Annotated in this window: 21 protein-coding genes; 9 read left to right on the forward strand and 12 right to left on the reverse strand. The window is 72.3% G+C overall.

Annotation, left to right across the window (positions count from 1 at the left end; translation table 11 throughout):
• Position 1: 1 nt before the first annotated feature.
• Complete coding sequence (locus tag ACZ56U_RS10225) at positions 2-712, reverse strand: response regulator transcription factor (RefSeq protein WP_469083574.1); 711 nt, start codon at positions 710-712, stop codon at positions 2-4.
• A gap of 114 nt (positions 713-826) precedes the next feature.
• Here ACZ56U_RS10225 and ACZ56U_RS10230 point away from each other — a divergent pair, with 114 nt between their 5' ends.
• From ACZ56U_RS10230 to ACZ56U_RS10240, 3 genes are read left to right on the forward strand one after another with little or no spacing between them, the layout of a single operon-like run.
• Positions 827-1,510: a glycosyltransferase family 2 protein gene (locus ACZ56U_RS10230; RefSeq protein WP_469083575.1), complete on the forward strand. Its 684-nt coding sequence runs from the start codon at positions 827-829 to the stop codon at positions 1,508-1,510.
• The gene (locus ACZ56U_RS10235; RefSeq protein WP_469083576.1) at positions 1,507-2,124 is read left to right on the forward strand and encodes a TIGR04282 family arsenosugar biosynthesis glycosyltransferase; all 618 of its coding nucleotides are present in this window, start codon (positions 1,507-1,509) and stop codon (positions 2,122-2,124) included. The genes ACZ56U_RS10230 and ACZ56U_RS10235 overlap by 4 nt, the downstream gene beginning before the upstream one ends.
• Complete coding sequence (locus tag ACZ56U_RS10240; RefSeq protein WP_469083577.1) at positions 2,121-2,867, forward strand: class I SAM-dependent methyltransferase; 747 nt, start codon at positions 2,121-2,123, stop codon at positions 2,865-2,867. The genes ACZ56U_RS10235 and ACZ56U_RS10240 overlap by 4 nt, the downstream gene beginning before the upstream one ends.
• Positions 2,868-3,180: 313 nt before the next feature.
• Here the strand turns inward: ACZ56U_RS10240 and ACZ56U_RS10245 are convergent, their stop codons facing one another.
• The gene (locus tag ACZ56U_RS10245) at positions 3,181-4,425 is read right to left on the reverse strand and encodes a molybdopterin-dependent oxidoreductase (protein ID WP_469083578.1); all 1,245 of its coding nucleotides are present in this window, start codon (positions 4,423-4,425) and stop codon (positions 3,181-3,183) included.
• Between the two features lie 113 nt (positions 4,426-4,538).
• Here ACZ56U_RS10245 and ACZ56U_RS10250 point away from each other — a divergent pair, with 113 nt between their 5' ends.
• The 3 genes from ACZ56U_RS10250 to ACZ56U_RS10260 all read left to right on the forward strand — a co-directional run bounded on the left by ACZ56U_RS10250 (position 4,539) and on the right by ACZ56U_RS10260 (position 7,793).
• Positions 4,539-5,858 carry a hypothetical protein gene (locus tag ACZ56U_RS10250; RefSeq protein ID WP_469083579.1) on the forward strand — a complete coding sequence of 440 codons (1,320 nt, stop codon included), beginning with the start codon at positions 4,539-4,541 and terminating at the stop codon, positions 5,856-5,858.
• A 71-nt stretch (positions 5,859-5,929) separates the two neighbouring features.
• Positions 5,930-6,856 (forward strand): GNAT family N-acetyltransferase, encoded by a 927-nt coding sequence (locus ACZ56U_RS10255; protein ID WP_469083580.1) that lies wholly within the window; start codon positions 5,930-5,932, stop codon positions 6,854-6,856.
• Positions 6,857-7,016: 160 nt separating this feature from the next.
• Positions 7,017-7,793 (forward strand): class I SAM-dependent methyltransferase, encoded by a 777-nt coding sequence (locus tag ACZ56U_RS10260; RefSeq protein ID WP_469083581.1) that lies wholly within the window; start codon positions 7,017-7,019, stop codon positions 7,791-7,793.
• On the opposite strand, the gene ACZ56U_RS10265 is transcribed toward ACZ56U_RS10260, so the two are convergent.
• From ACZ56U_RS10265 to ACZ56U_RS10285, 5 genes are all read right to left on the reverse strand, one after another.
• Positions 7,757-8,410 carry a class I SAM-dependent methyltransferase gene (locus ACZ56U_RS10265; RefSeq protein ID WP_469083582.1) on the reverse strand — a complete coding sequence of 218 codons (654 nt, stop codon included), beginning with the start codon at positions 8,408-8,410 and terminating at the stop codon, positions 7,757-7,759. The genes ACZ56U_RS10260 and ACZ56U_RS10265 overlap by 37 nt on opposite strands.
• Positions 8,411-8,448: 38 nt before the next feature.
• A complete protein-coding gene (locus ACZ56U_RS10270; protein WP_469083583.1) occupies positions 8,449-8,901 on the reverse strand; it encodes a flavodoxin family protein in 453 nt (150 codons plus the stop codon).
• A gap of 43 nt (positions 8,902-8,944) precedes the next feature.
• The gene (locus ACZ56U_RS10275) at positions 8,945-9,622 is read right to left on the reverse strand and encodes a hypothetical protein (RefSeq protein WP_469083584.1); all 678 of its coding nucleotides are present in this window, start codon (positions 9,620-9,622) and stop codon (positions 8,945-8,947) included.
• A 122-nt stretch (positions 9,623-9,744) separates the two neighbouring features.
• Positions 9,745-12,099: an ABC transporter permease gene (locus ACZ56U_RS10280; RefSeq protein WP_469083585.1), complete on the reverse strand. Its 2,355-nt coding sequence runs from the start codon at positions 12,097-12,099 to the stop codon at positions 9,745-9,747.
• Positions 12,096-12,788, reverse strand: a complete 693-nt coding sequence (locus ACZ56U_RS10285) for an ABC transporter ATP-binding protein (protein ID WP_469083586.1) — start codon at positions 12,786-12,788, stop codon at positions 12,096-12,098. Before ACZ56U_RS10285 ends, ACZ56U_RS10280 begins: the two co-directional genes overlap by 4 nt.
• Positions 12,789-12,996: 208 nt before the next feature.
• On the opposite strand from ACZ56U_RS10285, the gene ACZ56U_RS10290 reads away from it, so the two are divergent.
• The 3 genes from ACZ56U_RS10290 (at position 12,997) to ACZ56U_RS10300 (ending at position 16,502) form a co-directional block, all read left to right on the forward strand.
• On the forward strand, positions 12,997-14,280 hold the full coding sequence (locus tag ACZ56U_RS10290; RefSeq protein WP_469083587.1) for a sensor histidine kinase: 1,284 nt from the start codon (positions 12,997-12,999) through the stop codon (positions 14,278-14,280).
• Positions 14,281-14,366: 86 nt separating this feature from the next.
• Positions 14,367-15,050, forward strand: a complete 684-nt coding sequence (locus ACZ56U_RS10295) for a response regulator (protein WP_469083869.1) — start codon at positions 14,367-14,369, stop codon at positions 15,048-15,050.
• A 279-nt stretch (positions 15,051-15,329) separates the two neighbouring features.
• The gene (locus ACZ56U_RS10300) at positions 15,330-16,502 is read left to right on the forward strand and encodes an alanine--tRNA ligase-related protein (RefSeq protein ID WP_469083588.1); all 1,173 of its coding nucleotides are present in this window, start codon (positions 15,330-15,332) and stop codon (positions 16,500-16,502) included.
• A gap of 69 nt (positions 16,503-16,571) precedes the next feature.
• On the opposite strand, the gene ACZ56U_RS10305 is transcribed toward ACZ56U_RS10300, so the two are convergent.
• From ACZ56U_RS10305 to ACZ56U_RS10325, 5 genes are all read right to left on the reverse strand, one after another.
• Positions 16,572-18,335: an amylo-alpha-1,6-glucosidase gene (locus ACZ56U_RS10305; RefSeq protein WP_469083589.1), complete on the reverse strand. Its 1,764-nt coding sequence runs from the start codon at positions 18,333-18,335 to the stop codon at positions 16,572-16,574.
• A 72-nt stretch (positions 18,336-18,407) separates the two neighbouring features.
• Complete coding sequence (locus ACZ56U_RS10310) at positions 18,408-19,232, reverse strand: carbohydrate ABC transporter permease (RefSeq protein ID WP_469083590.1); 825 nt, start codon at positions 19,230-19,232, stop codon at positions 18,408-18,410.
• The gene (locus ACZ56U_RS10315; RefSeq protein ID WP_469083591.1) at positions 19,229-20,203 is read right to left on the reverse strand and encodes a carbohydrate ABC transporter permease; all 975 of its coding nucleotides are present in this window, start codon (positions 20,201-20,203) and stop codon (positions 19,229-19,231) included. Before ACZ56U_RS10315 ends, ACZ56U_RS10310 begins: the two co-directional genes overlap by 4 nt.
• 20 nt (positions 20,204-20,223) lie before the next feature.
• Positions 20,224-21,471: a sugar ABC transporter substrate-binding protein gene (locus ACZ56U_RS10320; RefSeq protein ID WP_469083592.1), complete on the reverse strand. Its 1,248-nt coding sequence runs from the start codon at positions 21,469-21,471 to the stop codon at positions 20,224-20,226.
• A 293-nt stretch (positions 21,472-21,764) separates the two neighbouring features.
• Positions 21,765-22,784, reverse strand: a complete 1,020-nt coding sequence (locus ACZ56U_RS10325; RefSeq protein WP_469083593.1) for a LacI family DNA-binding transcriptional regulator — start codon at positions 22,782-22,784, stop codon at positions 21,765-21,767.
• Between the last annotated feature and the right edge of the window lie 147 nt (positions 22,785-22,931).

Below are 22,931 nucleotides of genomic sequence, written 5' to 3' on the forward strand. Positions count from 1 at the left end.
GTCACTCCCCCTCCGGCTCGAAGCGGTAGCCCACGCCCCACACGGTCTGGATCAACCGGGGCCGGGCCGGGTCGTCCTCGACCTTGCCGCGCAGTCGGCGGACATGGACGGTGACGGTGGACAGGTCGCCGAAGTCCCAGCCCCACACCTCGCGCATCAGGTCCTCGCGGGCGTAGGCCTTGCCAGGGTTGCGCAGGAAGAAGGCGAGCAGATCGAACTCGCGCAGGGTGAGCGCGAGTTCCGCCCCGTCCTTCGTGGCGCGGCGGGCTCCGGCATCGACGGACAGGCCGGCCGAGCCAAGCAGGCGGGTGCCGGTGGGAGGCCGGGTGCGGCGCAGGACCGACTCCACGCGCAGCACGAGTTCGCGCGGGCTGAACGGTTTGGTGACGTAGTCGTCGGCCCCGACCTCCAGGCCTAGGATGCGGTCGTCCTCGTCGCCGCGCGCGGTGAGCATGATGACCGGCACCGGCCCCTGGCCGCGCATCCTGCGGCACACCTCCAGGCCGTCCATGCCCGGCAGCATGAGGTCCAGCACCACCAGGTCGGGCCAGTGCGCGGCGGCCCGGTTCAGGGCCGTGGGGCCGTCGTCGGCCCGGTCGACGAGGTACCCGGCCCGGTCGAGGTAGCCGGCGACGATCTCCGCGACCGTGGGGTCGTCGTCGACGACCAGGACCCGTCCGGCCGTGCCGCCGGATGCGTTGGACTGCTGCATGCCTCCAGCCTCGCACCGGGATCGCGCGCGCGTCGGTCCCACGGCCTTCGGGGGCTCGGACGTCCGCGTTTCGTAAGGAGCCGAAGCCCGGTATGCCCGGTTCGCGTTCGTAGGGTGAAAACCGTGACCACCGAAGCGGACGTTGATGTCGTCCTTCCCTGTCTCAACGAGGCCGAGGCGCTCCCCTGGGTGCTGGCCCGTATCCCGTCCGGCTGGCGGGCCCTGGTCGTGGACAACGGCTCCACGGACGGCTCGGCGGACGTCGCCCGCGCGCTCGGCGCGACCGTCGTGCACGAACCGCGCCGGGGTTTCGGCGCCGCCTGCCATGCCGGGCTGACCGCGGCCACCGCGGACGTCGTCTGCTTCTGTGACTGCGACGCCTCCTTGGACCCGGCCCTGCTCGTGCCCTTCGTGGCCGAGGTCCGCGCCGGGACGGCCGACCTGGTGCTCGGCCGCAGGCGGCCGCTCGGCCGGGGTGCGTGGCCCGCGCACGCCCGGGCCGGGAACCTGGTCCTGGCCAGGCTGCTGCGCCGCCGCACCGGCCTGCGACTGCACGACCTGGGGCCGCTGCGGGCCGCCCGCCGCGAGCCGCTGCTTGACCTGGGGCTCACCGACCGCCGCAGCGGCTACCCCTTGCAGATGGTGGTGCGTGCCGCCGACGCGGGCTGGCGGGTCACCGAGCACGACGTGCCCTATCTGCCCCGCACCGGCGCCTCGAAGGTGACGGGCACCTGGCGTGGCACCTGGCAGGCGACCCGGGACATGAGCCGCGTGCTGGGCGAGGGGGCGCCCCGATGACCACCCTTCTCGTCATCGCCAAGGAGCCCCTGCCTGGCCGGGTGAAGACCCGGCTCACCCCGCCGTTCACCCCGCCCCAGGCGGCGGCGCTCGCGGCGGCCTCGCTGACCGACACCCTGCGGGCCGTGGCGGCCACCCCCGCCTCCCGGCGCGTGCTGGTCCTGGAGGGCGTTCCGGGCCCGTGGCTGCCGCCGGGTTTCGACGTCGTACGACAGGGTCCGGGCGGTCTGGACGAGCGGCTCGCCGCAGCCTTCGCGCACTGCTCCGGGCCCGCCCTGCTGATCGGCATGGACACCCCGCAGGTGACGCCGGAGCTGCTGACGGTCGACTTCGCCGGTTGTGACGCGTACTTCGGGGCGGCCGAGGACGGAGGTTTCTGGGCGCTGGGACTGGCCGAGCCCGATCCGGGCCTGCTGCTGGGCGTTCCCATGTCGACGCCGGTCACCGGGGCCGTGCAGCGGCAGCGGCTGGTCGACGCGGGGTTGCGGGTGCGGGATCTGCCGCGGCTGCGGGACGTGGACACCGCGGACGACGCCCACGCGGTCGCGGCGCTGGCCCCGCACGGCCGGTTCGCCGCCCGGCTGGCCCGGTACGCCACGGCGGGGCACCGATGAGCACGACGGCCTGGGCCACGGCCGACCCCTACGCCACCGCCCTGCGCGCCGGCCGTGGCCCGCTGTTCCTGCGCCGCGCCGACGGCTGGCTATTGCCGCTGGAGGTGGAGCGCTGGTGCGCCCGCGCCGACAGGGTCGACCGGGACGTGCTGGACCGCTGCGAGGGCACTGTCCTGGACGTCGGTTGCGGCCCCGGCCGGCTGGTGGCGGAGCTCGCCGCCCGGGGACGTACGGCCCTCGGTATCGACGTCAGCGGCACGGCCGTCGACCACACCGTGCGGCTGGGCGGTCCGGCGCTGCGGCGCTCGGTGTTCGAGCCGCTGCCCGGCGAGGGCCGCTGGGGCACCGTGCTGCTCATGGACGGCAATGTCGGCATCGGCGGCGACCCCGGGGCCCTGCTGCACCGTATGTCCGAACTGCTCGCTCCGGGGGGCCTGTTGATCGCCGAGACCGCGCCGCTGGACATCGACGAGCGGGCCGAGGTGCAGGTCGTGGACGTCGTCCACACCGGGATGACCGGCGGCACCTTCCCCTGGGCGCGGCTCGGCACGCCGGCCCTGCTCCGGTACGCGGGCCGGGCGGGGTGGCGTGCCGTCGATCAGTGGGCGGCCGGTGCCCGGTGTTTCGTCCTCCTGCGCGACCGCAGGACCAGCAGCAGGGCCGAGACACCGAACAGCGCGGCGGTGATCAGCAGCCAGCGGGCCAGGAAGCCGTCCGGCGAGAGCCCGGTGGCCGACCGGTAACGCCGGGCCGTCATCCCGCTGATCAGCGGGAACCACACGAGGAGCAGCAGCCCCGACAGGGCCGCCGGGACGCGGACGTACATCGCCCAGGTGCGGTGGCTGGCCGCGTCCAGCCCTCGGAGCGCCGCCCGGTCCGCTCCCGCGTACAGCGGCACCAGGACGAGGTCGTGCAGCAGCGCCGCTCCCACCCACCACAGCGCCACGCCGAACCAGTCGTCGGCGAGCAGCCGCACCCCCGCGTAGGCGGCGAGGGCGAACGAGGTGGCGAGCAGCAGGAGGTGGAAGGGGTCGCCGACGGGGATCCGCGGTCGCATCACAGGTCTCCGAAGGTCATCCGGGCCACCCATTTGGTGTTGAGCACACCGGGCGCGGCGGGCACGATGATCCGCGCCGGGTAGCCGTGGTCGGGGGACAGGTCCTCGCCGTTGACGTACAGGGCGAGCAGGGAACGCGGGTCGGCGACCTGGTTGGCGCGCAGCGCCGCGCGGCGGAAGGAGCCGTGCAGTTGGAGGGAGTCCACCAGGACGTCCGGTGAGCCGTCTTCGTGACCCACCAGCGCGGCGAGGTCGCGCAGCCGGACCCCGCGCCACCGCTGGTCGGACGTCGACCAGCCCTCGACGCAGGCGATCGGCAACGCCGCGCTGTGCAAGGGGAGTCGGGCCAGGTCGGCGCGGCTGAGGCGGACGGTTCCGGAGCGTCCCGTCACGGTCAGGCGCCAGGCGTCCGCACCGGTGCGTGCCGCGTCGATCCCGGCGTAGGCGGCCGTCTTGTTGATCTGGAACCCGTTCGGGCCGCTGACGGGGTCGGGGCCGCCGTGGGGTGCGAGCAGAGCGGTGCGCCGCAGCGGGCCGTCGAAGGACTGACCGGCGGTGGTCGTGAACAGCAGCAGCGAACCGCCGCCGACCAGCCCCAGGGCACCTCGGCGCGAGACGGTCGGCGCGGCCGGGCGCGGGGAGACCAACGTGCTTTCCTGCTGCGGGAGTTCGCCCTTTGCCTCGCGCAGTCGGCGCAGATTGCGCAGCGCCGCCGGGGTCTTCAGCACGGCGTGGGCGACGAACGCGGAGAAGAACACCCAGGCGCCGTAGAAGTGCAGGGGGTAGAAGGAGCCCGGGAAGACGTAGTCCAGCTGGATGTTGAGGACGCCCGTCACGAACTCGAACAGTCCGCCGCCGACCAGCAACAGCAGGGAGAGCCGCTCCAGCGCGTGGCTGAGCGAGCGGGCCGGCGGCAGTGTGAACAGCTTCGGCACCACCGACCACAGCTTGGCCAGCAGGACGGGGATCAGGGTGACGCCGAGGGTGACGTGGACCCCCTGGTTGAGGCGGTAGAGCCAGTGCGGACGGGTCGGCCAGGAGAAGAGGTAGAAGCCGAGGAGCCCTTTGTCGGGGGTCTTGTCGTTCACCGCCGCCAGGTTCGGGTTGTAGGCGGCGTACGAGACCAGACCCGTCACGAACAGCACCGTGATCCCGCCGAGGAGCACCACCCCGAGCACGGAGGTCAACCAGGGCCCGCGCAGGGGACTGCGCCAGAAGCCCGGCGAGGAAGGAGACCATGTCATGGCTCGACCGTAGGTCCGCACCGGCACCGGAAAGGGGCCACGACCCATGACGAAACGCTGACGTCCGGCCCGGACGGCGGTATCCGCCCGGTTGCCCGGCCTAGCGTTCCGGTGTGAACCGCGCCCTCCTTCGCGATGTGTACGCCGCCCTGGCCGCCGCGCTGCTCGTCACCGCGGCCGTGCTCGTCGGCCACCGCATCCAGCACGCCCACCACACGCTGTTCGTCGACTGGCCCCCGCTGCTCGCGAACTGGGACCCCCATCTGGGTCCCGGCACCCCGGCCGCCGTCCTGGTGGCGGCGGCGACCGTGGCGTACGGTCCCGCACTGGCCGACCGACTGCCCTGGCGGGCCCTGCTCGTGAGCGCCTGGGGGGCGGCCACGGCCTGGATCCTCTCCCTCGCCCTCGTCGACGGCTGGCACCGGGGCATCGCCGAACAGCTCACCACCCGCCAGGAGTACCTGCGCGTCGTGGACCGCTTCCACGACATCCCGGCCGCGCTGCGCGGCTTCACCGGCCACATCCTTCTCGACTCCCCCGACAACTGGCCCGCCCACGTCGCCGGACACCCCCCGGCCGCCACCCTCACCTTCGTCCTCCTCGACCGGCTCGGCCTGCGGGGCGGCGGCTGGGCGGGCATGTGGTGCGTCCTCGTCGGCGCCACCGCATGTGTGGCGGTGCTCGTCGCCGTCCGCGCGCTGGCCGAGGAGCGGCTCGCGCGGCGGGCGGCACCCTTCCTGGTGCTGGCGCCGGCCGCGGTGTGGATGGGCACCTCGGCGGACGCGTACTTCGCGGCGGTCGCCGCCTGGGCCGTGGCCCTGCTGGCGCTCGCGGTCACGGGACGCTCGCTGTGGTGGGGCGCTGGCTCGGGTCTGCTGTTCGGCCTCACCTGCTATCTCTCCTACGGCCTGACGCTCTTGGCCCTCCTGGGCGCGACGGTCCTGCTGCTCGGCCGGCGGGGCGTGCGGGAGCGGCCGGTGCTGTGGGTGCCGCTGCTCGCCGGGCTGGCCGTGGTGCCGGCCGTCTTCACGTTCGCCGGGTTCGACTGGTGGGAGGCGTACCGGCTGCTGGTCACCCGCTATCACCAGGGCGCCGGCGGCATCCGCCCGTACGGCTACTGGGTCTGGGCCAACCTGGCGTGCACGGTGCTGATCACGGGTCTGGCGACGGCGGCGGGGCTGCGGCGGACCGGGGTCGTGCTGATCCGGCGCCGGGGCGGCGGGCGTCTGGCCCTTCTCGTGGCGGCCGCCCTCCTGGCCCTGCTCGCCGCCGACCTGTCCGGCATGAGCAAGGCCGAGACCGAACGGATCTGGCTCCCCTTCGCCATGTGGCTGCTCCCGGCCTGCGCGTTCCTCACCCGTCCGCGCGTCTGGCTGGCCGCGCAGGCGGTGCTCGCCCTGCTGCTGAACCATCTCCTGCGCACCGGCTGGTGACCCGGACCCACCGGGCCGGGCGCCCGAAATCCCGTTGCGACCAGCCGTGCTCTGCCTGGAACCTGTCCCCCATGCCGTACCTCCTGCGCCCGGCCCTCCTCGCCGACGGTCCCGCCATCACCGAACTCCTCAACACCGTCGACGAGATCGAGATCGGCCGCCGCGAGACCGACCTGCCCACCGTGGAGGCCGACCTCAAGCGCCCCGACATCGATCTCGGGCGCGACTCCTGGCTGGCCTTCGACGGGGACCTGCTGGTGGCCTACGGACTGCTGTGGGACGACTCGGGGGCCGAGCGCATCGACATCGACCACTACGTCCTGCCCGACCATCAGGAGGTCGGCGCGCGACTCCTCGACGCCATGCAGACGCGGGCGCTCGAGAAGGCCCGCGCGAACGGGGCAGTCCGGGCCGTGGTGCATCTGCACCTCAACACGCGGCCCACGCTGGACACTTCGGTGATCGAGACCCGGGGCTGGCGGGTCGTGCGCCGCTACCACGTACTGCGACGGGCTCTGGACCCGGCGCAGGATCTCGCCCCGGAGCCGCCCGCCGGGGTGCGGATACGGCCCTGCACCACCGACGCCGACCGCGAGAGCGTCCACCGTCTCTACCAGGCGAGTTTCGCCGAGCACTTCGACTTCCAGCCGCGCACCCACGAGCAGTGGCTGCACGACATCGACGCCGGGGCCCTCGACTGGTCCCTGGTGTGGATCGCCGGCACCGAGGAGACGGGGGACGCCGGGTTCCTGATCTCCCGCGACGACCGCGAGGCCATGGGGTGGATCCGCAGCATCGGAGTGCTCCGTGAGGCCCGGGGGCGGGGACTGGGCGGACTGCTGCTGCGGCACGCCTTCGCCGTGTTCGCCGGGCGGGGGCGGGACACGGTGGGGCTGGGCGTGGACACGGCCAACGCCACGGGCGCTCCGGAGCTGTACGGGCGTAACGGGATGACGCTGCACTACGCCGTGGACACCTGGGAGGTCGTGCTCGACTGAGCGCGGCACGCGGGCACGTGGCCCACGCACTGGCCCCGCACGGCAGGCAGGAGGGTGACGACAGGGCCCAGTGCCGCGGCAGGCAGCGTTGGCCCCGACGCGACGCCCGGCACACCCATTGACGGGCGAACGTTGCCTGCCGCGGCACTACCGTGCGGGTATGTCGGATTCCTCGGTGCGGCGCTTCTACGACGAACTCGCCGCCGACTACCACCTGATCTTCGCGGACTGGGACGCGAGCATGGCGCACCAGGCGGCGGTGCTGGACTCGCTCCTGCGCCGTCATCCGGGTCCCGGCCCACGGCGTGTGCTCGACTGCTCCTGCGGCATCGGCACCCAGGCGATCGGACTGGCCCGGGCCGGGCACCGCGTGATCGGCGGCGACCTGAGTGGCCGGGCCGCCGCACGCGCCGCGACCGAGGCCGCCGCGCGGGGGCTCGAACTTCCGGTCGTCGTCGCGGACATGCGGCACCTCCCCTTCGCCGACGGCGCGTTCGACGTGGTCCTCGCCGCCGACAACTCGTTGCCGCACCTGCTCCGCGAGCAGGACATCGGCACGGCGTTGCGGAGCATGCGACGGGTGCTGTGCGAGGACGGGCTGCTGGTGCTGACCGTCCGGGACTACGACGAGATCCTCGCGGTCCGGCCCCCGGCGCCACCGCCCCAGATCGCGGAGACCCCCGAGGGCCGGGTCATCACCCTTCAGCTGTGGCACTGGCACGACGACGGCGAACGCTACGACCTGGAGCACCTGCAACTGATCCCCGCGGGCGACACCTGGACGGTCCGCACCCGCCGGACCACCTACTGGGCGCTGACCCGCGCCGAGCTCACGCGCTTCGTCGGCACGGCCGGGTTCACCGACGTCACCTGGCACACCCCGGACTCCACCGGGTTCTATCAGCCGGTGCTCACCGCGCGGCGGGCCAGCAGATAGGCGCGGCGGGTCTCCACCTCGTGGGGGTAGTGGGTGCGCTCCAGACGCATCTCCACGGTGAACCCGGCCGCCTCCAGCACCCCGGCGATGTGCGCGGGGTCCAGGAAGCGGAAGTCGACGTCCACCTCGTGCCCCCACCACTCGTCCAGGTGCCGGACCTCCTCGCCGATGTGGAAGGAGAGCAGCGCCAGACCCGAGGGGCGCAGGACCCGTGCCATCTCCGCGAAGGCGCGGTGCAGTTCGGCGGGGTCGAGGTGAATGATCGTGTAGAGGGCGGTCACCGCCCCGAACTCGGCGTCCGCGGCGGGCAGTTCCAGCAGGTCCCCCTCGCGGAACTCCACCCGCGGGAACCGGCGCTGCCCTTCCGCGACCATGCCCGGCGACAGATCGATCCCGACGGTGCGCGCGCCCTGCTCGGCGAGGCGGTCCGCCACATGACCGGGCCCGCAGCCCAGGTCGCCGATCACGGTCCCTTCTTCCGTCTGCTCCAGCAGGGCCGTGAGCAGCGCCTTGTCGAGCGGCTTGTCGTCGAGTTCGGCATGCAGACGGTTCGCGTACTCCTCGGCGACGGTGTCGTAGCTGCGGCGGACGGAGTCGTGCTGCGCGTGATCACCCATGGGGCCAGCATGGCATGAGCACCCTCGGGCGGTCCCGGTCAGGTCATGAGCCCGGCGGCAAGGCCGGCGCCCAGTTCCCAGCAGGCCTCGACCGCGGCCTTGTCGGGCTCCCCGGTCACGGTCACGGCGTTCGCGGCGCGCCGCCAGCCGAGTCCCGTCGTGACCGACTCGATGCCCCGCACCGCGCCGGTGACGTCGTTGCCGCCGTGCACGTAGTAGCCGAAGGGCCGGCCCCGCGTCTCGTCCAGGCACGGGTAGTAGACCTGGTCGAAGAAGTGCTTCAGGGCGCCGGACATGTACCCGAGGTTCGCCGGGGTGCCCAGCAGGTAGCCGTCGGCGGCCAGTACGTCGGACGCGGTGGCCGCCAGCGCGGCCCGCCGCACGACCTGGACGTCCTCGATCTCCGGCGCCGTGGCACCGGAGACGACGGCCTCCAGCATCGCCTGGCAGTGGGGGGAGGGGGTGTGATGCACGATCAGCAAGGTAGCCACACCCGAACCCTGCCGCCGGTCCCCCGTCCCGCGCAAACCGTGACTACTTCTTGAGTTCTCCGGTGAAGATGGAGGTCTCGGACTCGTAGTCGGGGGCCACCTCGATCTGGAGGAACGTCTCCCCCTTGGGCAGTTCGCAGCCCCAGGGCACGGAGAGCGAGCGGCCGGCGAGGATGCTGGTGTCGGGCAGGCCGTCGAGCCCGTCGTCGTAGACGGACTCGCCCTCCTTGCCCTCGTCGCCGTAGGCGCAGTTGACCGTCATCATGCCGGCGTCGACCTTCTTGCCGGACTTGTTGACGATCTTGATGGTGAACTTGGCGTACGGGGTGTTCTCGGGCGAGGCGTAGTCGCTGGAGACCGCGCGGGACAGCTTCGACAGGCTGATCTCGACGTCGTTGTCGTAGACGATCGTGTCGGCGAAGCCGTAGGACTCGTCGCCCGCCTCGTCGGTGGGCTCCTCGGACGCGGTGTCCGCGACCGTGTCCTCGGCGTCGGCCGGCACCGTCGTGGTGACCGTGACGGTCGGTGCCGCCTCGGCCTTGCCGTCGCCGTCCCCGGTGACGCTCGCGGTGACGGCGGCGGCGAGGACCGCGGCCACCACCGCGGCAGCGGCGGCCACGAGGACCGTGTTGGTCTTCCTGGGCGGCTGCGGCGGCGGATAACCGGGCGCGGGCGGCGGGGTGTAGCCCGGCATGGGCGGTGGCGTGTTGTCGTGACTCATGGTCCCCCCAGGGATGGTGCTGTTGAGTGCTCAATGATCACTCGGAAGACTCCCTGGGTGACATCGCCGTGATGAAACCGTGTTGCCGACGGGAAAGGGCACGGCGCTGATGGCGGGGTCCGTCACTCCGTCCGCAGCGCCGTCGCCGTACGTGCCCGGGCCGCCCATCCCGCCGGGAGCGCGGCGCCCAGGAGGGCGATGGCGACGCCGGCCAGTGCGAGCAGGACGAGTTCGAGGGTGCCGAAGACGTCCAGGACGGATGACGGGAGCCCGGTCCCGACGGCCTCGCCCATCTCCGGCAGCACCAGGCCGTGCAGCGCGTATCCGACCGGTACGCCGACGAGGGCGCCGAGCACGCCGATCCCGGCCACCGACGCGAGCACCAGACTCACGGTCTGCCGCGGCGACATCCCGAGCGCCTTGCACACGCCGAGGTCGTGGACGCGTTCGCGGGTGTCCAGGACCACGGAGTTGAGCACTCCGAGCCCGGCCACGGAGACGAGCATCAGGCTGAGCAGCGCCGCCATCGTGTCGATGAGGACGAGGAGGTTGTCCTGCTCGGAGGGCGAGTTGGCGAAGGCCTCACCCCCGAGGGGCCGTACGACCGCGGCGAGTTTCTCGGCGTACGCGCTCGCGGAGACACCGTCCCGCACCTCCACGCTGAACGCCCTGGCGACGGCGTGCGGGAAGTCGGTGAGACCGGCGTAGATCTCCAGGTTCTCGTCGGAGGTCTCGAAGGCCTCGCCCACGATCCTCAGGGTGGCGGTGTCCTCGCCCGTGCTCACCCGGACGGTGTCGCCGATCCCGGTGCCGGTGACGTCGAGGAAGCGGGAGGGCACGACGATCTGGCCGGGGCCGTCGATCCAGTGGCCCGAGATCATCTCGTAGGCGCTGGAGCTGGAGGCGCCCTCGTAGAGGCTGAGCTCGACGGTGCCGGAGACACCGGGCACGGTGGCCTCCTCCTGGGTCATGCCGTAGTACGCGGCCGTCCCCTGCTGCGCCTCGATGGCGGCCCTCAGCTTCACGGGGTCGGCCGGCGCGGGCTGGGCGGTGTTCTCCGCGGGCACGTGCTCGCCCCCGGCGATACTGGGTCCGCCGCCGAACACGCTGACATCGGTGCGGCTCTCGGGGTCCAGTGCCGAGCTCACCGCGTTCAGCGAGGAGACCAGGCCGAGCGTGAAGGTCGCCGCGACCGTCCCGAAGGCCACCGCGAGGACCATCGCCAGGGTGCGCACCGGGTGGGCGAAGGGGCTGGCGAGGCCGTACGTCACCGCGCGGGGCAACGGCAGCCGCCCCGCGGCCCGGTGTGCCCACTGCCCGCGTCCGGTGCGGGGCGCCCGGCCGACGGCGATGGCCTCGACGGTGCGCAGCCGCCCGGCCCGCAGCGCGGGCACCAGTGCCGCGACCCCGACGACGAGCAGCGTGCCCGCCACCACGAGGACGTCCACCCACCACGCGACCGACAGCGAGGCACTGCCGTAGATCGTCTCGGTGTCCTCCAGGAGCGGCAGGGCCATGAGGTTGCCCAGGACGACGCCGAGGGCGATGCCGACGGCGGCCGGGAGGAGAGCCTGGGCGACGTAGGCGCGGACGACTTCGCGCGGGGTGAAGCCGATGGCCTTCAGGATGCCGATCCTGCGCAGGCTGGTGCCGACCGCGCCGCTGATGACGCTGCCCACGATGATGACCGACATGACGATGCCGAGCACCCCGAACGCGACCAGGAACGGGATGGTGGGTGCCGCGTTCTGGTCGGCGGCCCGCTTGGTGTCCAGGTAGGACCGCGTGCCGAGGAGGCCTTGGGAGGGGACGGCGGCGGCCAGCTTGTCGCGACCGGCGGCGATGTCGCCCTTGGTGTCCGCGTCCTGGAGGCGATACAGCATCTGGCTCGTGACCGGAGTGTCCTCGGAGAGAGCCGTGACCTGGCCGGGTGTCGCCCAGGCGTCGGCGGTCCTGCCCACGGAGAGCGCGAAACCGACGACGGTCAGCGCCGGGCTGCCCGCGGCGTCCGAGGTCTTCAGCGTGGACCCGAGGGCGAAGGCGGGACCCTCGTAACCGGCCGACAGCACGATCTCACCGGGTTTCGTCGACCAGCGCCCGGACTTCAGCTCCAGCCGGTCGACCTCGGTGTCCGGGTCGGACCGGCCGACCAAGGTCATCGCCGGGGTCTGCCGGCCCTGGTCGTCGAGCGCGTGGATCGTGGTGGCGGGGTACGGCCCGGCGGTGGCGGTGACGCCGTCCAGCCCTCTCGTGGCCTTCAGTTGGGCGGCGCTCGCCTTCCCCGGGTCGAACTCGGCGGTGAGATGGGCCCCGTTCTGCCGGGCGAAGGCGTGGTCGAAGGGGGCGTCGGCGGCGACCATGAGGGATCCCGCGACCACGGCCGAGGCGACGGCCATCATCGTGGCCAGGGCGATGACGACGGTCTGCACCCGCCGCCGGCTCACCCCCGACCGTACGACCTGGGTGAGGGCGCTCATCGGACGGCCTCCGCGCGGGTGTCGAGGGCGAGGTGACCGTCGACCAGGTGGATCGTGCGGCTCGCGCACGCCTCGGCTAGGGCGAGGTCGTGGGTGACGAGCACGATGGTCTGGCCGCCGCGGTGCAGGTCGACGAGGAGGTCCCGGACGTCCTGGCCCGAGGCGCTGTCGAGGGCCCCGGTCGGCTCGTCGGCCAGCAGCAGCGCGGGACGGTTGACCAACGCCCGTGCCACCGCGACCCGTTGACGCTCGCCGCCGGAGAGCCGGCCCGGGTAGGCGCGGGCGTGCTTCTGGATGCCCAGCACCTCCATCAACTCCTCGGCGCGGGAGGCTGCCGTACGCCGGTCGGTGCCGGTCAGTTGGGCGGGGAGCTGGATGTTGTCGGCGACGGTGAGGTCGTCGAGCAGGTTGAAGAACTGGAAGACCATACCGATCCGTTCCCGCCGGAACCGGGCCAGCGCGTGCTCGCTCAACCGGTCGACGCGCTCGCCGGCCACGGTCACGGTGCCCGTGGTGGGCTTGTCGAGGCCCGCGACGAGGTTCAGAAGCGTGGACTTGCCGCTGCCGGAGGGGCCGGTGACGGCGAGGGCCTCGCCCTGGGCGACGCCGAGGTCGATCGGTCCGAGCGCGGGGGCGCCCGTGGGGTCGTAGCGCTTGGCCACGCCCGTCAGCGCGATCACATCAGTCATGGGGAGGGGTCCTCGCGGTCGAAGGGGCTCGGGCTCAGCGAAAGCTAAGGGCGGGGGCCTGTCCGCCGCGTCGCCCGGGGCACCGACATGCGGCCCTTCCCGCGGAGGAGCCGATCGCGGGGTCGTCCTCACGACGTACGCCTTCAGGACGGTCCCTCGACCGCGCAGACGGACGCGCTCGCCGTGAGAGGGGCAGCACAATGTGGCGATGGAGACCATGAACCGTTGGCTGCGTCAGGTGCGGGCGGCGCTGCGGCCGGAGCCCCGGCGTGCCCCGCTGTCGCGGCGTGCGGTCCGGGGCGACGTCGCCCTGGCGGTGGTGCTGACCGTGGTCGCGCTGGTCGTGGCGGCGCGCTATCCCGGGGACGGTCCGGCGAGCCTCGGCAAGGTGACGTACGGCGTGCCGGAGCCGCCTCGCCCGCCGGTGCCTCCGGGCCCGGGCTTCGTGAGGACCGAGCCGCAGTCCGCGTCCTGGCCGCTGGTCGTGCTGTCGGCGCTGCCCCTGGCCGCGCGGCGCACGTACCCGCTCGCCGCGTTCGCGATGCTGATGCTCGCGGTGCTGGCCATCGGTGACGACGCCTCCTGGATCAATGTGCTGACCTGCGTGATCGCCGCGTACAGCGCCGTCATGCACAGCCGCCACCGGACGGTGGCGACCGTCGCGATGGTCGTCGCGGCGGCGCTGGCAGGCTTCGCGTTCCGGGAGACCGAACCCATCCTGCCGGGCTGGTCGAGCCCCGCCGTGGTGCTGTTGATCGCCGGAGTCACGGCGGGTCTCGTCCGCTACTGGCGACGCCGGCTGACCGCCGACCGTGAGCAGCTCGCGCGGCTCCAGCAGGACCAGGAGGCGGCCATGCGCCGGGCCGTGGAGGAGGAACGGGCGCGTATCGCCGCCGAGTTGCATGATGTCGTGACCCACAATGTGAGCGTGATGGTCATTCAGGCGGGGGCGGCACGCAAGGTGATGGACGTGGCGCCGGAGCGCTCCCGACAGGCGCTGCTGGCGGTGGAGGCGGGCGGCCGGGCGGCGATGGCCGAACTGCGCCATGTGATGGGCCTGTTGGCGGCCCCGGACGTCGAGCAGCCGGACGCCCTGGAGCCCCAGCCCGGTCTCGGGCAACTGGGCGCGCTGATCGAGCGGGTCCGCGCCGCGGGCACACCGGTCGGGGTCGCGGTGTCGCTCCCGCCGGACCCGTTGCCGCCGGGCATCGACCTGACGGCCTACCGCGTGGTGCAGGAGGCGCTGACCAACACCATCAAACACGCGCCCGGCGCGGACGCCTCGGTCATGATCGGATACGCCGAGGAGGTCCTCCAGATCGAGGTCACCGACACCGGCGCCGTCCGCGACGCCGCCCGGGCGGACGGCAACGGCCGCGGCCTGATCGGACTGCGGGAGCGACTGGCGCTCTACGGCGGCGAGTTGACGGCCGGACCGACCCTCGCCGGCGGCTACCGCGTCAAGGCGCACCTCCCGTGGCGGGCGGCATGAACGGGTCAGACGGCATGAGCGGACCGGGCGGCACGAACGGGCATGGCGGCATGAGCGGACCGGGCGGCACGAACGGGCATGGCGGCATGAGCGGACCGGTGCTGCGCGCCGTCATCGCCGACGACCAGGCGCTCGTACGCACCGGGTTCGGAATGATCCTCGCCGCGGACGGCATCGAGGTCACCGCCGAGGCCGCCGACGGGGCGGAGGCGGTCGCCGCGGCCCGCCGCACCCGGCCCGACGTGGTCCTGATGGACATCCGGATGCCGAACATGGACGGCATCGAGGCCACCCGCCGCATCATCGCCGACGACGGCGCCGCGGGCACCCGGGTCATCATCCTGACCACCTACGACCTCGACCACTACGTGTACGACGCGCTCAGCGCGGGCGCCAGCGGCTTCCTGCTCAAGGACGTCACACCGGAGCACCTGGTGGCCGCCGTACGCCTGGTGCAGTCCGGGGACGCCCTGCTCGCGCCGGCCATCACCCGCCGGCTGATCGAGCGCTTCGCCCACCGCGAGGAGGCCCGCCCGGCGGCCGGACTCCGGCGCGACCTGTCCGAGCTCACCCCGCGTGAGACGGAGGTGCTGCGCCTGCTCGCGACGGGGCTGAGCAACGCCGAGCTCGCCGACCGCCTCTTCCTCAGCCCCACGACGGTCAAGACCCACATCGGACGCATCCTGTCCAAGCTGGACCTGCGCGACCGGGTCCAGGCGGTCGTCCTCGCCTACGAGACCGGGCTGATCACCCCGGGCGGAGCGGACTGAGGACCGCGGGACGTCCTCGCGGACGGAGCATTACATACAGGACGTCCTCGCGGGCCGAAAACCACAGGACGTCCTCGCCGCGTCCGGTTACCGTTGATCCATGGAGGTCAACGAGCACACCCACACCGCAGCCGCGCGAGCGACCAGCTCCCCGGCTGCCGACGCCTGACCTCACCTCACCCCTCCCGGCGGCCGGAAACGGACCGTCGGTTCAGTGCGCGCTCTTCCCCGCTGTCCCCGCGGTCCCTCTCCGGTCCCCCGACCCGAAGGAAGACCGCCATGAACACGGACCAGATCCTGCGCACCTTCACGGACTTCTATGTCGAGCGCGGACACCACCTCATCACCGGTGGCACCCTCCTGCCGCCGCCCTCGGACCCGGTGCTGTTCACCACGTCCGGCATGCACCCCCTCACCCCGTACCTGGAGGGCCGCCCGCACCCCCGAGGCCGACGCCTGGTCAACGTCCAGCGCTGTCTGCGCACCACCGACCTCGACGAGGTCGGGGACTCCACCCATCTGACGGTCTTCGAGATGCTCGGCTCCTGGTCGCTCGGCGACTACGGCCATCCGCAGAGTCTGCGCTGGGGGTACGAGCTGCTGCGCGACGGCTTCGGCGTTCCGCACGGGCAGCTGTACGTCACGGTCTTCGGCGGGGACGAACAGGTCGGCCCCGACTCCGAATCCCTGGACACCTGGCGGGAGTTGGGCGTGCCGGTCGAGCGGACCCGCGAGGACAACTGGTGGTCCAACGGCCCCGTCGGCCCGTGCGGCCCCGACTCGGAGATCTTCCTGTGGACCGGCGACACCCCACCGCGGGGCACCCCCACCACCGACCCGCGCTGGGTGGAGGTCTGGAACCACGTCAGCATGCGCTACCGCCGCCACGAGGACGGCGGCCTCACCCCGCTCCCGCAGCCCTCCATCGACACGGGCATGGGCCTGGAACGCCTGGTCACCGTCCTCCAGGGCCATGACTCGGTCTACGACACCGACCTGTTCGAGCCCTGGACGCGCCTGCTCCGACAGCTGTGGGAACTCGACGAGCCGTCGCTGCGCCTGGTCTCGGACCACCTGCGCTCCGGGATCGTCGTGATCGGCGAGGGCGTACGGCCCTCCCCCACCGGCCGCGGCTACGTCCTGCGCCGGCTCGTCCGCCGTACCCTCACCACCCTCTGGCAGCACGACCCCACCCGCACGCTGTCCGATCTGCCACCGGAGCTCGTCGAACACACCCTGGACCGCTTCCGCATGCCCGGCGGTCCCGACCGCGTGCGCGAGGTGCTCCTGGACGAGGAGAGCCGCTTCACCGGACTCCTCGACCGGGGCCGCCGCCTCCTCTCCCGCCCCCGCTACCAAGGGGAGTTGACCGAGCAGGACTACGCCTACCTCCACGACACCCACGGCCTGCCGCGCGACCTGGTCATGAGCCTCCAGGGGCAGAACGGGTAGCCCCGGAAGGGGCGGGCCGACCGCCCTCGGGCACACCGACACGGTCGCGGGCATCCTCTTTCTCGTCGATCAGTGGGCGTCCCGGCGTACGTGGGCCTCGGCCAGGAGGAGGTAGCTGCTCGCCGTCCAGGTGTAGGCGCGGTCCCGCAGGCCCCTGCCGGTGAGGGCGTCGAAGTTCTCGGCGAAGCCGTGCGTCTCGCACAGGGCGCGGAAGCGGGCGCTGATGTCGTCGGCCAGCCGCTGGTGTCCGGCGCGGCGCAGACCGTCCTCGACGAGGACCGTGGCGGGCGCCCAGATCGGGCCGCGCCAGTAGCCGTCGGGCAGGTAGTGCGGTGAGGTGGTCAGTTCGGTGGCCAGGCCGTACGGCGTCAGGTGGGCCTTGATGTGGTCGGCGAGCGTGCTGCCGATCTCGGCGGGCAGGTGCTCGCCCAGCACGATGGGCATCAGGTCGAGCAGGCTCGCGCTGCTCCAGGTGTCCCCGGTGCCGGCGCCCCGGGCGACGAACCGGTCGCCGGCCCAGAGCTCCTCGAACAGTGCCGACTGCGTCTCCTCGGCCAGGCCCGCCCATCTGCGGGACTCCTCCTCCTTGCCCAGTTCCGCCGCCAGGTCCGCGAGTTCGTGCAGTTCCAGGATGAGGAAGGCGGCGAGGTCGGCGGTGACCACCACGCGCTCGGGGTCGAAGGTGGTGGCGTTGTCCCAGCCGCTGTCGTTGCCGTGCTGGTAGTAGGGCAGTCGGTCACCGGGGGCCCGTCGCGCGGTCAGCCAGAAGTCGGCCCAGCGCGCCAACCGGTCGTAGGCCTCGGTGAGTTCGGCTGCGCCGAGTGGTACGGGCAGGCGGCGGCGCAGGTGGCCGAAGGCCCAGCCGTGGATGGGCGGCTTGACGAAGTTGTGCAGGACCTCGGAGTGGGTGACCGAGTCGGGCAGCGCGCCGCTGTCGTCCTGGTGGTCGAAGGGCAGGTGGTACTGGTCCAGCGCCAGTTCGGGGCAACCAGGCGCCAGGGCGAGGGCGTTGAAGCAGTGGTCCCAGCTCCAGACCTTGTCCATCCAGTGCTTGGACATCAGCACGGCGGGCCGGGAGACCAGCCCCGCCGGTCGTACGGTCGCCGACCACACGACGTAGGCGGCGAGTTCGGCGGCCGGCGTGGCGGCCGAGCGCCAGGGGGCCACGGCCTGGACGAAGTCCGCGAACGCGCCCCGCGCGGACGCCACGACGTCGTCGAAACCCGCCGAGGACACGAACGGCGGGCGGGCGGTGTCGAGTTCCTCGATCGCCACCTCCCAGCCGCCGCCCTCCTCGGCCGTCGCACCTGTGCCCTCCCCCGCGGTCACGGTCAGGCCTCGGTCCGCACCGCCCAGCGCCTGGTCCCCGGCGGTGGCGGCCACCGTCCCGGACAGCACGGTGACGCGGTAGCGGCGGCCGGTCTCGTACGACGTGAACACGTGCCCGTCCGAGGCCGGGTCGTGGAAGAAGTACGTGCCGCTGAACGGGGTGAGGGTCCGCGCGGCGGCGGACACCGCGAGGCCCAGCCCGCCGCTCCCCCGCAGCCGGACGGTGTCCGGGGTCTCGTAGGTGAGGTCGACTTGGCCGCTCGCGCCGGTCCAGCGGAGCAGACCCGGGGTGGCCTCGACGCGGGTCTCGGCGCGGACGCCCGTCGCCGGGTCCACGGGGAGCAGTCGCAGCACGGCGTGCATGCCGTTCTGGTGCGAGACGAGGTGCAGGTCCTCGGCGTACGTCTTCTCCGCCACCACGGGCGAGATGTCGAACCAGGAGCCGGACACGCTGAACGGGATGTCGTGGACGGAGAAGGCCGGGCCGGGAGAGGCGGCGGTCATGACGTGCGACTCGTTTCTCGAGCACGGGGACTCGAACAGAGGGAAGGAGGACGGGTCGGTGACGGGGAGAACTCAGTCCTTGACGGCACCGGCGGTCACACCCGCCGCGACATAGCGCTGGGCGAGGACGAGGATGACCGCGGCCGGCAGGGACGCCACGACGGCGGTGGCCATGATGGCGTTCCACTCCTGGTTGTTGTTGCCGATGTAGTGGTAGATGCCGAGCGTGATCGGCTCGTGGGCGCCGCCGTTGACGAGGGTGCTGGCGAGGACGAAGTCGGACCAGGACCACAGGAACGCGAACAGGGAGACGGTGACCACGGCGTTGCGGCTCATCGGCAGGACGACGGACCAGAAGGTGCGCAGGGGCCCCGCGCCGTCGGTCCTGGCCGCCTGGAGGAGTTCGCCGGGGATGCCCGACATGAACGCGGTGAAGATGAGGACCCCGAAGGGCACGGCCAGGGTGGAGTCGGCGACGATCAGCCCGGGGACGGACTGGAGCATGTCCAGCTGGAGGTAGATGGCGTAGAAGCCCATCGCCATGATGATGCCGGGGATCATCTGGGCGGCCAGCAGGACGAAGCTCAGCGCGCCGCCGCCGCGTGGGCGCAGCTTGGCCAGCGCGTATCCGGCGGGTGCGGCGAGGGCCACGGTCAGTGCGACGGTGCCCAGGCCGATGACGAGGCTGGTGCCGAGGTAGGGCAACTGGTCGGCCAGGACGGTGCGGTAGCCCTCCAGGGTGCCGTGGATCGGCAGCAGGTCGGGCGGGCTCTTGCGCATGTCCTGCTCACGGGTGAGGGACACGTTCAGCATCCAGTAGACCGGGAAGAGCATGATCGCGGTCAGGACGACGCCGATCGTGGTCTTTCCCCAGGTGCGCGGGGCGCGACGGTTCATGACAGCGCCTGCTTTCTCTGTACCCGGACGTAGACCAGGCCGAAGACCAGGGCGGCGACCACGAGCAGGTTGCCGACGGCCGCGCCGGGGCCGAATTCGGGCACCAGGTTGCCGAAGCCCAGTTGGTAGGACCAGGTGGCGAAGGTCGTGGACGAGTCCGCGGGACCGCCCTTGGTCATGATCCAGATGATGTCGAAGACCTTGAGCGTGTAGACCAGGCCCAGCAGCAGGGTGATCGCGGACACCGGGCGCAGCAGCGGGAAGGTGATCCGCCAGAAGCGCTGCCAGGCGTTCGCGCCGTCCAGGGCCGCCGCCTCGTACAGCGAGGCCGGGATGGACTGCAGGCCGCTGTAGAGCACGACCAGGTTGAACGGGACGCCGATCCAGATGTTCGCGATGATCACCGAGGTCAGTGACCAGGTCGGCGAGGTCAACCAGTTGACCGGGTCGGCGCCGAGGGCGCCCAACAGGGCGTTGACCACGCCCGATTCGCTGTTCAGCATCCACGACCAGGTGGAGGCCGACACGATCAGCGGCAGCAGCCAGGGCACCAGGAACAGGGCGCGCAGGGTGGCCGAGAGCCGGAAGTGCTGGTTGAAGAAGACCGCCAGCGCCAGGCCGAGGGCGTACTGGAAGGCCAGGCACACGACCGTGAACACCGCGGTGTGGAGCAGGGCGGGGGCGAAGGTCGGGTCGTCGAGGATCGTGCGGTAGTTGGCGAGGCCGGAGAAGGGCGCGTCGCCCTGCACGAAGGAGCGGACCGTGTAGTGGCGCAGGCTCAGGTCGACGTTGCGGTAGAGCGGATAGGCGTAGAAGAGCAGGAGGTAGAGGGTCACCGGGGTGAGGAAGGCCCAGGCGGCCCACTGCGGGGAGCGGGGGCGGAGGCGTGCTCCGGGCGGGGCGGCGGGCGCTTTCCCGCCGGGGCCGGGCACCGGCCGGCGGCGGGGTCGCTCGTGTGTGGTCTGGCTCATCGACGGACCCTGCCGTGTGGTCACTTGACGGCGGACTGGGCGGCGGCGAGCGCGTCCTGGGGAGACTGCGAACCGCTGAGGGCGGACTGGACGGCCTTCCACATCTGCTCCGAGATCTTCGGGTACTTGGTGCCCAGGTCGCCGCTGGTGCGACCCTTGGCCGCCTTGACCGCCTCGACCCACGGCTTCAACTCGGCGTTCGCCGCGACCTGTTTGTCCTGGACCTCGGTGGTGGGGGCGACGTAGGACAGAGTGGTGTCGGTGTCGTAGAGGTTGGCGGTGTTGGTCAGGCAGGCGACCAGCTTCTGCGAGGTGGCGTACCGCTCGGTGTCGCCCTGGACGGGGACGGTGACGAACTCGCCGCCGGTGGGGGCCGCGGCGTTGCCGCCCTTGGCGCCGGGTATCGGGAGCACCCCGTACTCGAAGCCGGCCTTCTTCGCGTTGGCGAGCTGCCAGGTGCCGTTCTCGGCGAAGGCGTAGTCGCCGCCGGCGAACTCCTGCCAGCTGGTCGTCTGGGTGTTGTTGATGACCGAGTTGGGCGCATACCCCTTCTTCAGCCAGTCGGTCCACAGGCGCAGCGCGGCGACGCCCTCGGTGGAGTCGAGGTCGGTCAGCTGGGCGCCGGAGCCCCAGAACCAGGGGAGGAACTGGAAGCTGCCCTCCTCGGTGCCGATCGCGGAGAAGGTGATGCCCTTCTTGCCGGCCTTGTCGACCTTCTCCAGGGCCGCGGTCAGGGAGGCCCAGTCCTTGATGGAGGCGGTGTCGACGCCGGCCTTCTTCAGGATCTCCTTGTTGTAGTAGAGGGCGAGGGTGTTGGCGCCGATCGGGGTGCCGTAGGTCTTGCCGTCGGTCTGGCCGGCCGCCAGCAGGTTGGCGTCCACCGCGGAGGTGTCGAGCTTGTTGTCGTCGGTCGTGGTGAGCACGCCGGCCTCGGCGAGGGTCGACACCACGGGGTTGTCGACGATGAGGACGTCCGCGGAGTTGTCCTGCTGGGCCGCGAGCAGGGCCTTGTTGGACAGGTCGCTGGTGTCGAAGGCGGTCCGCTTGACCTTCACCCCGGCCTCGGTGCCGCAGGAGTCCAGCAGCTTCGCCCACGCCGAGCTCTTGTCGAACTGCGGGTAGGGGTCCCAGATGGTGTAGGTCCCGCTGTCGGCCGCGTCGGACCCGCCGCCGTCCGAGCCGGAGCCACACGCGGTGGCGGTACCGGCGAGAGCCAGGGCGGTGAGGGCGGCGGTGGCCAGACGGCGTCGTCCGGAGAAGCTGTTCATCGCGGGTTTCCTTCGGTTTTCGGCATGCGGGTGCCGAGGCGTCGGCTTGCGAGGAGGTGAGTGTCCGCGTCCCCGGGGAGGGGAGGCGGAAGCGGGCACGGCGAACGGCGCCGTGAGGCGGCTCGCCCTCACGGGGCGTGTGGAACAGGGGTCGTGACGGCGGTCAGGCGGCCGTGTCGGCCGGTGGGAGGGGGCGGTGGCGGTGGCGGTGGGTACGGTCAGGCGGTCCTGTCAGCCCGGACCGGCGGGGGCATGGATACGGTCAGGCGGGACCGGCGGTGGCAGCGGGTGCGTCAGTCGCCGCTCGCTCCCGCCGGGCCGGTGCTGGCCCGCAGGGAGATGGGCGGCGTGAGCAGGTGGTGCCGGGGCGGGGCGTCGGGCTGGTCCAGTCGCTCCACCAGCAACTCCACGGCGAGTCGGCCCAGTTCGGCCGCCGGTACGTCCGCCGCGGTGAGCTGCGGGGTCACCGTCTCCGCCCAGCGGCCGGCCACGACCCCGGTGACGGAGAAGTCGCGCGGCACATGGCGGCCCGCCTGGGCGAGCCCCCGGTACAGGCCGCCCAGGGCGGCCTCGTTCAGGGTGACCAGGGCGGTGGTGGCAGGGTCGTCGTGCAGGATCCGTTCCACACAGTTCTGGCCCGAGGCCGCGTCGTCCCCGCAGCAGTAGCCGCGCACCGTCAGCCCGCGTTCGGCCGCGGCTTTGGTGAAGCCCTCCAGGCCGCGGTGCGCGGACTCGTACCCGGCCCGCAGCAGCTGTTCGGGCCGGTTGACGAAGGCGACCCGGCGGTGGCCGAGGTCCGCCAGGTGGTGGACGCAGGCCGCCGCGAGGGCGGTGTGGTCCAGGCCGACCCACCAGCTGCCCTCGGGATGGGCGGTGCGGCCGATGGTGACGGCGGGGAAGTCCAGCGCGGCCAGGTGATCGACCCGGTCGTCCGCCAGCCTGATCTCCATCAGGATCGCGCCGTCGACCCGCCGCTCCCCCAGCAGCCGCTGGAAGGAACGGTCGCTGTCGACGCCGCTCGGTGAGAGCAGTACGTCGTAGTCGTAGGCCGCCGCGGCCTCGACCACGCTGCCGATGAAGTCCAGCTGCATCCCGGTGTAGTGGTTGCCGGCGGGCGGGAACACCAGGCCGATCGTGCTGGTCCGTCCGTTGGCCAGGGCGCGTGCGCTGGCACTGGGGCGGTATCCGAGCTCGTCGACGACCTGCTGGATCTTCCGGCGCGTGTCCTCCGACACCGGGCGCTTGCCGCTGAGTGCGTAGGACACGGTGCTGCGTGAGACACCGGCCCGCCGGGCGATCTCACCGATGTTCACGGCGACTCCTTGCTGGGCTAGGGGCGAGGACCGGTCGTCGAACCGGTTCGCGTGAAGTGACGGTAGGAAGGGCCGGAGCGGCTGTCAACACCTCGTACGTCATCGAGATTTCCTTGTGCCGGGGGGATTGTCCGGCCGATGCCCCGG

The sequence above is a fragment of the Streptomyces sp. NPDC034103 genome, from assembly GCF_055575395.1.